Annotated in this window: 9 protein-coding genes and 2 pseudogenes; 3 read left to right on the forward strand and 8 right to left on the reverse strand. The window is 36.5% G+C overall.

Annotated elements, in window-relative coordinates:
• Positions 1-45: 45 nt before the first annotated feature.
• The 3 genes from R4Z10_RS12340 to R4Z10_RS12350 form a co-directional block, all read right to left on the reverse strand.
• Entirely contained in the window at positions 46-501 is a 456-nt protein-coding gene (locus tag R4Z10_RS12340; RefSeq protein WP_338469604.1) for a hypothetical protein, read from the reverse strand.
• A gap of 373 nt (positions 502-874) precedes the next feature.
• Positions 875-2092 carry an MFS transporter gene (locus R4Z10_RS12345; RefSeq protein ID WP_338469605.1) on the reverse strand — a complete coding sequence of 406 codons (1218 nt, stop codon included), beginning with the start codon at positions 2090-2092 and terminating at the stop codon, positions 875-877.
• A gap of 12 nt (positions 2093-2104) precedes the next feature.
• Positions 2105-2515, reverse strand: coding sequence for a MarR family transcriptional regulator (locus R4Z10_RS12350; RefSeq protein WP_338469606.1), 411 nt, complete (start codon positions 2513-2515; stop codon positions 2105-2107).
• A gap of 287 nt (positions 2516-2802) precedes the next feature.
• On the opposite strand from R4Z10_RS12350, the gene R4Z10_RS12355 reads away from it, so the two are divergent.
• Positions 2803-3168, forward strand: coding sequence for a hypothetical protein (locus tag R4Z10_RS12355; RefSeq protein WP_338469607.1), 366 nt, complete (start codon positions 2803-2805; stop codon positions 3166-3168).
• Positions 3169-3422: 254 nt separating this feature from the next.
• On the opposite strand, the gene R4Z10_RS12360 is transcribed toward R4Z10_RS12355, so the two are convergent.
• From R4Z10_RS12360 to R4Z10_RS12370, 3 genes and pseudogenes are all read right to left on the reverse strand, one after another.
• Positions 3423-3623, reverse strand: coding sequence for a hypothetical protein (locus R4Z10_RS12360; protein WP_338469608.1), 201 nt, complete (start codon positions 3621-3623; stop codon positions 3423-3425).
• 182 nt (positions 3624-3805) lie between these two features.
• The gene (locus R4Z10_RS12365) at positions 3806-5638 is read right to left on the reverse strand and encodes an ABC transporter ATP-binding protein (RefSeq protein ID WP_338469609.1); all 1833 of its coding nucleotides are present in this window, start codon (positions 5636-5638) and stop codon (positions 3806-3808) included.
• A pseudogene (locus R4Z10_RS12370) lies at positions 5631-7370 on the reverse strand (ABC transporter ATP-binding protein). The gene R4Z10_RS12365 and the pseudogene R4Z10_RS12370 overlap by 8 nt, the downstream one beginning before the upstream one ends.
• Positions 7371-7754: 384 nt before the next feature.
• Here R4Z10_RS12370 and R4Z10_RS12375 point away from each other — a divergent pair.
• A complete protein-coding gene (locus tag R4Z10_RS12375; protein ID WP_338469610.1) occupies positions 7755-8990 on the forward strand; it encodes a malic enzyme-like NAD(P)-binding protein in 1236 nt (411 codons plus the stop codon).
• A gap of 183 nt (positions 8991-9173) precedes the next feature.
• On the opposite strand, the pseudogene R4Z10_RS12380 reads toward R4Z10_RS12375, so the two are convergent.
• Together R4Z10_RS12380 and R4Z10_RS12385 are read right to left on the reverse strand one after the other, a co-directional pair.
• Positions 9174-10426 (reverse strand): annotated as a pseudogene (locus tag R4Z10_RS12380) (aminopeptidase).
• Between the two features lie 74 nt (positions 10427-10500).
• On the reverse strand, positions 10501-11448 hold the full coding sequence (locus tag R4Z10_RS12385) for a ribose-phosphate pyrophosphokinase (protein ID WP_338473234.1): 948 nt from the start codon (positions 11446-11448) through the stop codon (positions 10501-10503).
• Positions 11449-11649: 201 nt separating this feature from the next.
• On the opposite strand from R4Z10_RS12385, the gene R4Z10_RS12390 reads away from it, so the two are divergent.
• Positions 11650-12819 (forward strand): sulfite reductase subunit alpha, encoded by a 1170-nt coding sequence (locus R4Z10_RS12390; protein ID WP_338469611.1) that lies wholly within the window; start codon positions 11650-11652, stop codon positions 12817-12819.
• Positions 12820-12855 lie beyond the last annotated feature (36 nt).

The raw sequence follows: 12855 nt of genomic DNA on the forward strand, positions 1-12855 counted from the left end.
CCCCTTAGTCTATTTGATGTAGCAGTGCGTGCACCCTGCTCCCTATTACTTTTGATTATCCGTATTAAATAGATCTTTAGATACTTCATTGAGTTTATTCACAAATCGATTAAAACCAAATCCAACAAAAAAAGCTAAACTGATAGGAGCATATGGGGTGTTTTCATATTCAGTGAATTGAATGGATAATATTCCACTATCAATGATCGTAACTGCAGCAATCGCAGTTCCAGTTGCAAAGATCGGATAAAAAATGTACATGATCCAAACCCGGTAATTCGTTAATTCATCTCTTATATAATGAACACAAAACATATACAGATGTCTTAGTGAGCCTCCGATCGCTCCAGCAAAAAAGTAATACAAAAACATCTTAATATCTGAAATGAACGGCAAAGCCCGCTCCATTGCACCTGTTGATAAAGCGCCAACAGCAAAAAAACTACCAAAAAACAAAACGGAAAGATACATCAAGATGAAAAACTTTACCCAAGTTCTCACTTTATCACTCCCGCCCAAAGATAGTTTATCCTATGTATATGGTAAGAACAACGTTCCTTTATAAATTAACAGTTATTTTTCAGAACATTTGTTATCTGTAATAAAAATAGGACGAACATCTGTTTTTCATACAGATGTTCGTCCTATTTTTAAAAAAGTGAAACTAACTTTCTTAAGGGGGGTGCTTTCGTCCCTCCCTGATGACTAGCTTTAGGTCACAGCTTGCTGGTAACGCAGACGTTACCAGCATAGCGTCCTTAATTGTGTTCATTATTTCAGAGCTATAAAGGCAGTTGAACCCCATCCACCTTTAAAGGTACGGTAATTTTTTTCTTCCCGTTAAACCTAATAAAGATATGGATTGATATAAAAATTATTCCGTCTGTAAGTTGTTTGTTCGTTGTTGTTCCTTTTGAACAACGGCTGCCTTCTTTCCATGTACGAAATAGTAAATAAGAACACCTACTAATGAAATCACGGCCATTAAAACATACATGCCCCTAAATCCAGTTAACGGTAAGACAAACCCGAGAATAAATGGACCGACCCCTATACCAAAATCATAAAAAACAAAGTAGGTTGAAGTTGCTAAACCAATCCGATGACTCGGTGCTAAGTTTATAGCAACCGTCTGGGCACTTGATTGAAATGTACCGAAACCAACCCCGATAATTGCACCAGCAATTAACAAACTCATACCATGTTGGGCTTGACTTAAAATAAATAAACCAACCGCAAATAGAATTAAAGAAGGATAGATCACCTTATTTTCACCTTTTAAATCAAATAACTTCCCTGTAAATGGTCGAGAAATTAATAGAAAAGCTGCATACATGACAAAGAAAAAGCTCGCTGCAGTTACTAAATTAATTACTTCCGCATAACTGCTAATAAACGATAAAATACTTGAATAAACAAAGCCAAAAATCGCTACAAGAATCGCAATGGGCATCGTCGTTTTTTCAAAATAGTCACTTAACCGAAAGCCGCTCTTAACTGATATTGGGTGACTCACAACTTCTAACTTAGTTACCTTTAAAAATAATGTCGCAACAATAGCAATAATAGATAGAATCGTTGTCACAATAAATATCACCTTATGATCAAAGTGTTGTATAATCCATAATCCGATAAAAGGACCAACTGCCATTGCCAAGTTCGTACTGGTGGCAAAATACCCCATTCCTTCACCACGTCGTGAGGATGGAATGATATCTGCTGCAATTGTCCCAGTTGCGGTTGTCCCGATACCAAAGGCAAATCCATGAATAAAACGAACAAGTAATAATACGGACAAATGATTGATTGGAAAGTACAATAACATAAAAACAAAAAACAGACTGAGTCCAATCAATAATAATTTCTTCTTATCGACTCGACCAATCATTTTTCCTGCGATGGGTCGAACAAGCACAGCTCCAAGTACAAATATACTTGATGCCAAACCTGCCATACTTTGCGAAGCGTCAAATTTTTCAATTGAATATACCGCTAATGTTACCATTAACATATAAAATGAAATAAACAATAAAAAGTTAGATAATGAAACCATTAGAAAGTCATTCGTCCATAGTTTTGGTTTCTGGTTCATACTTGTGCTCCTTTACACTAATTTATCCTTTAATGTTTTGAATGCTCGTAAAATCATCTCTCTCTCGGTTTCGGTAATTCCCTCGATCAACTCTCCTTCAAATGTCTCCACAACCTTTATTGCCTCTTGATAAACCTCATTCCCTTTTACTGTAAGCTTAATTTTCCGTTCCCGTTTATCATTACTAGAAATCCTTTCAACGAGCTGACTTTGTTCTAATCGATCAACCGTGCGTGAAATCGTCGGTTTTTCAACATTCAAATATCGACTAATCTCAACAAGTGTAGAAGCCTCATAATGTTTTAAATAATAAACAATAAGCCATTGTGAATGATACAGTCCTACCTCTCTTAGTTGTTCATTCAATTTTTTCGTAAACGATCTTGAAAATTGTAATTGATAATGGAAAAAAGATAGTTCCATTTAGAAACCTCCGAACTTTAATAGTTACTTAGGTAACTATATTTTTAAAAAATATAAATAAAATGTTACATATCTATATATATTTAGTTAGCTAGGTAACTAAATATATAAAAGTTTTTAATTTAATTATCTAATTAAGTATACATGATATTTCACAAAACGTACATATTTAAATCACAACGCTGTTTAAATGTAACAAACATTATTCAGTTTCTTAGGATAAATGGAAGGAAAGTTATCGTTGTTTATCGAATATTATATTAACTATAAAAAAGAGGTGTATATGCATGGCGAGTTATTGGACTAAATATGAGGACACTCATTTAATGAAAGCGATTCCACTGTATCGTCAAAGGTTAATGCACGCCAATTCCACTGATAAAGTAACACTAGAGGTAGCGATATATATTCAGAAAACTATCCCTGAACTTCAGGACCGTACCATCGATTCTATTGAAAAACGTCTCCCCTATTTTGAAAACTTATTAGCCGGTGTTTTTGAAAAAAGTGACTATGCTAAAAAAGACCAATACCTTTATTCATTTTTACCTCGTGACAACGAAGGAAGGATACCTAACCCCTGCTTTACTCGACACAAATATAACGGTGCCTTATCCCAGTATCTTAAAAAAGAGAATCAAGACATCGCTTAATTTAGTAAATAAAAATATAATAGGATAATAATTTATTACACTTATTAAACTCAAAAAAACTTCAATTAAAGCTAGTATAATCAAAGATAATCAAATGTAAAATTGGCTAGATTGATTCCAGTAGAATACCACTCAATCTAGCCAATAAGCTCTACAATAAAGTGAAGCTCCCCCATTGGTTTTCTGCCATCCCCACCCTTTCAGCCTGATAAAAAACTAACTATTGAAGGTAACCTCCTTAGTTAAGCTTTTTATTACGGTCCATCACAGCCAACCGGTTCTACACCTGCTGCAATCGCATTTTCAGTACAAACTTCAGCAGTCGTCGTTAAAGTCGATCTTCCACCACTGAAAGCTAAAAAGGAGAGAGCTACGGCAATAATGAGAAATAAAACTGTTTTTACAATCAGTTTCCCAGTAATCTTGATTTCAAAACCCATTACTTCAAATGACATCAAAATCCCCCTCTTATGTAAAATAAAAAAGTACTATTCTACTATATTATAAGCTTTTCTTAGATCTAAAGGGACATTTCATAAAACTATTCATAAATTAGCAACAAATCCTAAATAAAAAAACAGTATTCCTGTCGATTATTAATAACAGACAGAAATACTGTTCATGAGATTAATACTTTTTAATAAGACTCCTTTAAAAGCGGATCTTCCCTAAGTTTTAACTGACTTTCGTACATGCTATAATAAAACCCCTTCTGTCTTAAGAGTTCTTCATGTGTTCCTTTTTCAATCAATTCCCCACTATGGATTACAAAAATTTGATCCGCATTTTCAATTGTTTTAAGACGATGAGCGATCAAAAAGCTAGTCCGTCCTTCCATTAAATGGTTTAGACCACGTTGAATTTCTATTTCCGTTCTTGTATCAATACTTGATGTAGCTTCATCTAAAATAAGGATATCCGAATCGGCAAGGATGACTCTTGCAATAGCTAATAGCTGTCTTTGACCTTGACTTAAGTTCATTCCACCTGACGTAACCTGAGTGTCATATCCATTTGGTAAATGTTTGATAAATTGATGGGCCGAGGCCATCTTAGCAGCTTCAATTACCTCTTCATCTGTTGCATCAAGTCGACCATAACGGATATTTTCCATAATATTTCCTGAAAATAAAAATGTATCCTGCAGGACAATTCCCATTTTCTTTCGTAAATCCTTTACTTTATAATCCGTAATATTGATGCCGTCAATTTTAACCGCTCCACTAGTTACATCATAAAACCTTGATAAAAGATTGATAGTGGTTGTTTTCCCTGAACCTGTTGGACCAACAAGAGCAATTTTCTCTCCGGCTTTCACTTTAAAATTAATATTTTTCAAGACTGGTTTATTTATCTCATACTCAAAGGAAACAGAAGTAAACTCAACATTTCCTCTAAAGGACTCAACTGTAATCGCATTTGCTTTATCAACAATATCAGGAGTCTCATCCATGACCTCAAAGACACGTTCTGCACCTGCTATTGCAGATTGGAACATATTCAAAAGACTGGATAGTTGATTAATGGGCCGGAAAAATTGACGTGAGTAAGTTACAAACGCAGCAATCACACCAATTGTTGTCATCTCTTTAACGACCATGACAGCACCGGTCCCAATCACCAATCCTAGACCTAAGTTGTTGATAAAGTTATTCGTTGGTCCGACAAAACCAGAGACCATATCTGCACTCATCGCTGAATATCGTAGTCTTTCGTTCACTTCAGAGAACTTCCGAACAGTTTCTTCTTCTTTTCCGAAAAGTGTAATGACATCATTCCCAGAAATGGACTCTTCTACAAAACCATTTAATTCCCCTAAGTCTCTTTGCCTTTTAATAAAATAACTGCTGCTATACTTTATGATTTTTTTCGTTGTGTATGCCATTAAAGGAATCATTAACAGTGCCACAATTGCTAAAATCCAGTTAAGTGAGAACATTGCAATTGAAACTCCCGTTGCCATTAAAACGGTTGATAAAATTCCTACAACACTTTGACTTAACGCGCTGTTAAGACTATCAATATCATTTGTAACACGACTCATCAAATCACCATGGCTATGCTTATCAAAAAATCGTAATGATAGAGATTGAAATTTATCAAATAAGTCTTGACGTAAATGTTGAATCGTTCGCAAAGAGACTCGGACCATCATAAAGGTTTGTAACCATGTAAATATAGCAACTGCAGTATAAACAATAGCTAGAACAACAACGAGACGAAACGTCCCGTGTAAATCTTTCGGAATAATATAATTGTCAATAATGACTCCAATTAAATAAGGTCCTACAAGTCCCAATAGAGTAGAAATAATGACAAATATAACAGAGGCGATTAAGGCCGACTTATGGTTTTCCATGTAGCGCCAAATTCTCTTCAATGTTCCCTTTCGATCTTTTGCCTTTTCAACCGGCCCGCCCATCCTTGGTCCTCTAGCACGACTCATAATGTTGGAGGAGGATTTACTCATCTGAATACACCTTCCTTCCAGATTGGGTCGAATAAATTTCCCGGTATAATTGACTCGTTCGCAACAATTCTTGATGCGTACCAATTGACTCGATTTTACCATCCTCCATAACTATTATTTGATCACAATCGATAATGGAGGAAGTTTTAGATGAAATAATAAATTTTGTGATTGTTGAATTGGTTCTTTTTAACGCTTTTTGAACAGAAGCCTCTGAAATCGCATCAATCGCAGAAGTAGAATCATCAAGAATAAGAATACTTGGGTTTTTAACAAAAGCACGGGCCATTGATAACCTTTGTTTCTGCCCCCCAGATAAATTTGTTGCCCCCTGCATAAGCTTATAAGTGAAGCCACCTTCTAAGCGATCGATAAACTCACGTGCAGTTGCCGCTTCTGAGGCTCGTTGTAATTCACTTGTTGAAGCATCAGCTTTGCCATAACGTAAATTTTCTTCGATACTCCCTGAAAATAAAGTTGCTTTTTGTGGAACAAAACCGATTCTTGAGCGAAGCTGTTGGAGAGAATAATCTTACATATTCTTACCATCAATCAAAATTTGTCCAGAATCGGGATCATAAAGTCTTGGGATCAATTTCATTAATGTTGATTTCCCGCTACCAGTTGGACCGATAATTCCAATCATTTCTCCCGCTTTCACCTTAAAGTTTATCTTTTTTAGAACATATTCCCCATTTTTACTATAACTAAAATCTACATCTTGAAATTCAAGATGCCCATGAATATCACTGACATTCGGTTGTAAAGACTCAGTAATATCAAGCTTTGTTTCAAATATATCTACAATCCTTCCTGCAGATGGAAACGCTCGAGCAATTTGCATGAGAACATGACTGCTTGAAATGAGTCCATTCATCATAATGTTTAAATAATTGATAAACGCTAATATTACACCGACTCCAAGAGTCCCTTCATTAACTTTAATTGCCCCCATCCAAAGGCCTGCCACAATACCAACATTTACAACAAACATCATAATCGGCATTAGTGTAAAAATAACCTGTTCAGCAGACAAATTTCGGTTTGTCAGCTGATGATTAAGCTTCTTAAACTGCTTCATTTCATAGTCCTGACGATCAAATGCTTTAATGACTCGTATTCCTGACAGTGTTTCCTGGAGCTTTGTATTTACCGCATCCATTGCTTTTTGCACTAATGAAAATAAATCCCCCGTTTTTTTAGAAAAAAAGTAGATCAACGATACTAAAATCGGGATTGAAATGAGCAAGATTGGAAATAACTCACGAGCTGTAACCCATACAATAATAACCGATCCGATAAATAAGAGTGGGCCACGTACAAAAACCCTTAAAGTCAAAATTAATGCTGATTGTATTGCTGAAATATCATTTGTCACAATCGTGATGAGTTTCCCATTCCCAAATGCATCTGTATTACGACTGGAAAACTGGGTAATTTTTTTAAAAAGGTCCTGTCGTATATCAGAAGAAAAATGAACAGCGGCTTTTGAAGCATATATCGAACTTCCTGCCCCTGCAATTAAACCGATAAATGCTGAGAGGAGCATGAATAAACCATACTTAATGACATAGGCGTTATCTCCGTTGACAATCCCTGTATCAATAATCCTCTGCATCATGGTCGGCTGAATTAAATCCATTGCCACTTCGATGCACATAAGTAATGGGCCTAAGAGAGCAAACCACGTATATGGTTTAATATAATGTAATAATTTTTTCATGGAGTTCATGAAATTTTCCCCTTTTTTCTATCTAGTTCATTTCTATTTTTCACGCTTTTAAAGTGTAATCATTTTAATCGATCTCTTCTAAAATAACAACGAATTAAACCTTTTGAGGCATATACTTATTACACTCAACACTAGGTTAAATTTGTAACATTTTGACTAATTTTGCAGAATGTATTTCTTTTTATCTAAAAATTGAGCATAATACCAATATTAACACTTTAGAAATGAGGGATTAAAAGAACAAATACGTAATAGTTCATGTCCAAAAAAACTTTGTCGCTATCTTTACTATTTTAAATATTTAAAATATTCCATTTTTCATAAAATTGTTGTAATATTAAATAGACAACAATACAGATTAAAAAGAGGAGAGAATTTAATTACATGTCAACATTACGAGAAGAAGCATTGAAAATGCATAAAGAAAACCGTGGTAAATTAGGGGTCTATTCAAAAGTACCTGTCCAAAATTCACAAGATTTAAGTCTAGCTTATTCCCCAGGTGTTGCAGAGCCTTGTAAAGATATTTATCAAGAAGAGCAAAAAGTCTATGATTATACGATGAAAGGGAATCTTGTAGCAGTTGTTTCCAATGGTACAGCAGTGCTTGGACTAGGAAATATCGGTCCTAAAGCAGCCATGCCAGTTATGGAAGGGAAAGCCTTATTATTTAAATCATTTGCTGATGTAGACGCCTTCCCAATTTGCCTAGATACGACCGATCCTGATAAAGTGGTTGAAACAGTTAGACTATTAGAGCCAACATTTGGAGGCGTAAACTTAGAAGATATTGCAGCACCACAATGCTTTGAAATTGAGGATCGTCTAAAGAAGATTTGTAATATTCCGATTTTTCATGATGATCAACATGGAACGGCGATTGTTACGGCTGCTGGACTTCTCAATGCTTTAAAAATTGTTGACAAAAAAATTGAAGATATTACCGTTGTAGCAAATGGCGCTGGTTCAGCGGGTGTAGCCATTACAAAATTATTGCTGCAAATGGGAGTAAAAGATGTCCTTTTATGTGATACAAAAGGAATTATTTATGAAGGTCGTCCAAAGGGAATGAATCCATTTAAAGAAGAAATGGCAAAAATAACAAACAAAGCACAAAAGCAAGGCTCATTAGCAGATGCATTAACTGGAGCTGATGTATTTGTAGGAGTGTCAGCTGCAGGTGCAGTTACCCAAGACATGGTCCGTTCAATGAACCGAGATGCCATCATTTTTGCAATGGCAAATCCTACACCTGAAATAATGCCTACAGAAGCGAAAGAAGCAGGTGCAGTCGTCATTGGTACGGGTCGCTCTGACTTCCCAAATCAGGTGAACAATGTTCTAGCATTTCCTGGAATTTTCCGCGGAGCATTAGATGTCCATGCAACAGAAATTAATGAAGAAATGAAGCTTGCCGCTGTCCATGCAATTGCCGGCCTTGTTTCAGATCAAGAGTTGAACCCGGATTATGTCATCCCAAATCCATTTGATCCAAGAGTTGCTGCGCATGTAGCTGCTGCAGTTGCAACCACTGCTATGGAAACGAATGTTGCCCAAAAACAAATAAATCCTAATGAAATAAAAGAAAGGCTTTTATCGTTAGCGACAACAAAAGCATAAATGATCTATCCGAACAAAACCTGAACCTCTAACGGTTCAGGTTTTATTTTACCAAGATTGCTACGGTTGCAAAAGCTGTTATTTGCTCTATATTAAACACCTTTACAAATCGTGCCATTTCTTCTAACAGTCTTAAAAGAGGAATCAGACAAGTTGGTCTTTAAATAATAAAAACCTCGCTTCTTAGATTGCCCAGTCTCCATTACGGAAGATCGGAACCACTTCGCCATCTTGTTTGATGCCATCAATATTCATCTGATTCGAACCAATCATAAAGTCAACATGTACAGTTCCTGTGTTCATGCCATGTTGCTGTAACTCTTCCTCACTCATTTCTGTTCCACCTTGAATGGTCGAATGGTCGTCGGGTAACTGGATCCAATCGCCAAATGATTAGAGGCGTTTTCATCAAATAAAGTGTTAAAGAAAATAATCCCCGATTGAGAGATGGGTGAAGGGTCTGGGACTAGGGCAACTTCTCCCAAGCCGGTTCCACCTTCATTATCAAACACCAATTTTTTAATCGCTTCGTCCCCTTTTTCGGCGGAGATATCTGTAATTTTTCCATTATTAAAGTGTACTTCAATTCCCTCGATTAACGTTCCAGCATAACTAAGTGGTTTTGTGCTGCGGACTACTCCCTCCATCCGACGGGTATCAGGTGCAGTAAAAACCTCTTCCGTTGGCATATTGGCCACGAACTCTTCCCCTTTTGGATTAAAACTTTGCGCAGCTGCCCAAATATGGTTCTTTGGCAAACCAAGAGTTAAATCCGTACCCGGTGCCGTATATCGAAGTGCATCAAATTGAATTTCATTTAATTTCGTTGCTTTTTCCTTCAATGTTTGGATATGTTGATCCCATGCTGCAATTGGGTCTTCTTCATAAACACGGCAAGTTGTGAAAATTTGATCCCATAAAGCATCTACTTGTTCTTCCGAACTGCTTAAATGAGGGAATACTTTTGCTGCCCAATCCGCTCCGGCTGCTGCCGCAACCGTCCATTTCAAATCATCATTTTGCGTTGCCACACGCTGTGCTTTAAACGCCTTCCCTGCCACTTTTTGATAGGCTGCCACTTTTCCTGGATCCACTTCATTTAATAGACCGGGATCACTAGAAATAATCGACAGTCGACTTACACGACGATTTAAAACATGGTCCTCTGATTCTTGAATTTCATAATCCTGTATATCCGTTAACACTTCTGTAGGCTGATGTAAGTAATTTAATTTCGTAATTTCATCATCCGACCATTTTACAATGACCTTTTCTGCTCCTAAAGTATACGCCTCTTTTGTGATCAATCGTGCTAGCGGCGCTTGGTCCACACTAATCGTCATCTTAACCCAATCGCCCTTTTGAACATTAATTCCTTTTGCTATTAAAAGTTTCGCGTACTTATGTAAATTTTTCTCAAAGTTAGGTAATGTCATCTCTTTTTCCTCCTGTTTCATTTATAGTTAATATTTTATCATATGCAAAACATATGATAAAACGGCTTCATCCATTACTCAAACAATGGACTTATGGCCTTATCATGGTGAATTCTGTCAATGGCTTCAACTAGTAATGGAGCAATCGATAGGGTTTTTACTTTATTAATATGTTTATGGACTGGCAGTTGAATCGTATTTGTAATGACTAACTCTTTAATCGGTGACAATTCAATGCTCTTTCTATAATCCCCAGTGAAAACAGGATGCGTACAAGCTGCATAGATGGTTTTTGCACCATTCTCTTCTAATGCTTTTGCTGCTAGAGAAATTGTCGTACCTGTATCAATTAAGTCGTCGATCAAAATCGCATTCTTTCCATGTACATCACCTATTACATTAATGGTTTCACTTTCTTCTTCTAATCTTTTGTCAACAAGGGCAAGTGGAGCATGTAACAGGTTAGCCATTTTTCTAGCTCTACCGATACTTCCATTATGTGGTGCTACGACAACAACATCTCTAAGTTCTTTTTTCTGATAATATTCGGCAATAATCGGAATGCCTGTTAGATGTTCAAGTGAAATATCAAAAAAACCTTGTACTTGCGCTGTATGAAGGTCCATCGTTATTACACGATTAGCCCCTGCTTTTTCTAGAAGATTTGCTACTAATTTAGCTGTAATCGGTTCTCGTGAACGGGCTTTACGGTCTTGTCTGGCATAGCCAAAATAAGGGACAATTACATTTATTGTGCCGGACGAAGCTCTTTTCAACGCATCAATCATAATGAGCAGTTCAAATAAATGCTCGTTTACAGGGTCTGACGTTGATTGAATAAGAAATACTTCTTTTCCTCTAACATTTTCACCTATATGTATTTGAATTTCTCCATCACTGAAACGGGACACTGTACATCTACCTAATTCACACCCCATGAGCCCTGACATCTCCAATGCCAGTTCTTGGTTTGAATTAAGCATGAAAATTTTTGTATCTAATAATCCATTTGGATCCACCATCTCGTAACCCCCATAATCATCCAAGATCTGTACTTCCATTCCTCTCCTCAATTATAGCGATACAAGATGTGAAAAGAAATAAAATTTGTTTGAATTAATTTGATAATATCTACAAATATTAGGAATTATGTAATAAAATTGTACACGTTTTCACTTTCCTATGTTATCCTATATTTATATAAATTTTTGAGGTGAAATTTGATGCAAAAGACTGTGGAACTAGAAAATAGTAGAAATGCAACAAGTTATTCAAGAACAAATCCTTTCAAAGCAAAAGTTCTTAAAAATATCAACTTAAATGGGACTGGCTCTAGTAAAGAAACAAGACATCTTGAATTATCCTTAAAAGATTCCGGTCTTTCCTATGTTCCTGGTGATGCTTTAGGACTTGTTCCTGAGAATAAACTTGAACTAGTGGAATCCATTTTAAACGAAATGAAATGGGATGAAGAAACACCTGTAACAATCAACAAACAGGGGGATACCCTTCCACTCAAGGAAGCGCTAACAATTTTTTTCGAAATTACTCTCTTAAATAAAAAATTGATGAAGCAGGCTGCTGATCTAACTGATAATCAAGACATTCAAAAACTTGTAGCAGTCGAAAACGCTGATCAATTAAAAGAATACATGTATGGTCGTGATTTACTTGACTTGCTACGTGATTTTGGACCATGGAATGCAAGTGCTGATGAGATCGTTGCACTTCTTAGAAAAATGCCGCCACGCCTCTATTCAATCGCCAGCAGCATGGCTGCTCATCCAGATGAAGTCCACCTAACCATTGGCGCTGTCAGATATCATGCCCATGGACGTGACCGAGAAGGTGTTGCATCCGTTCAAGTTGCTGAACGAATTCATGAAGGCGATACGATTCCTGTATTTATTCAACCAAATAAGCACTTCCATCTCCCAGAATCTACGGATACTGATATTATCATGGTGGGTCCTGGAACTGGAATTGCTCCATTCCGCTCTTTCATCGAGGAACGTGCTGTAAATAAAGGAACAGGCAGAACATGGTTATTTTTTGGAGATCAACATGCTGCTACCGACTTCCTTTATCAGGACGAATTGGAACAATATCAAAAAGACGGCATACTTACTAAATTAGATACTGCTTTCTCTCGTGATACGGACAAGAAAGTATATGTCCAACATAAAATGGCTGAGAATAGCAAAGTATTGTACGAATGGTTGTCAAATGGAGCGTACTTCTACGTTTGTGGAGACAAAGAAAGAATGGCCAAAGACGTTCATGAAGCTCTTATTGATTTAATTGAAAAAGAAGGAAATATGAGTCGCGAAGATGCTGAAGCACATCTAAACGACTTGAAAAAACAAGGCCGCTACCTACGAGATGTATATTAATTAGATTAGCAAGATGCCAGGCAGTCTCCACAATGG

It is taken from the genome of Niallia sp. XMNu-256 (assembly GCF_036670015.1).
Lineage (GTDB): Bacteria > Bacillota > Bacilli > Bacillales > Cytobacillaceae > Bacillus_BD.

Coding starts and splice junctions, on each gene's coding strand:
- R4Z10_RS12345 (WP_338469605.1), bottom strand. CDS start 2,092: ATGAACCAGAAACCAAAACTATGGACGAATGACTTTCTAATGGTTTCA.
- R4Z10_RS12350 (WP_338469606.1), bottom strand. CDS start 2,515: ATGGAACTATCTTTTTTCCATTATCAATTACAATTTTCAAGATCGTTT.
- R4Z10_RS12355 (WP_338469607.1), top strand. CDS start 2,803: ATGGCGAGTTATTGGACTAAATATGAGGACACTCATTTAATGAAAGCG.
- R4Z10_RS12360 (WP_338469608.1), bottom strand. CDS start 3,623: ATGTCATTTGAAGTAATGGGTTTTGAAATCAAGATTACTGGGAAACTG.
- R4Z10_RS12365 (WP_338469609.1), bottom strand. CDS start 5,638: ATGAGTAAATCCTCCTCCAACATTATGAGTCGTGCTAGAGGACCAAGG.
- R4Z10_RS12375 (WP_338469610.1), top strand. CDS start 7,755: ATGTCAACATTACGAGAAGAAGCATTGAAAATGCATAAAGAAAACCGT.
- R4Z10_RS12385 (WP_338473234.1), bottom strand. CDS start 11,448: ATGGTGGATCCAAATGGATTATTAGATACAAAAATTTTCATGCTTAAT.
- R4Z10_RS12390 (WP_338469611.1), top strand. CDS start 11,650: ATGCAAAAGACTGTGGAACTAGAAAATAGTAGAAATGCAACAAGTTAT.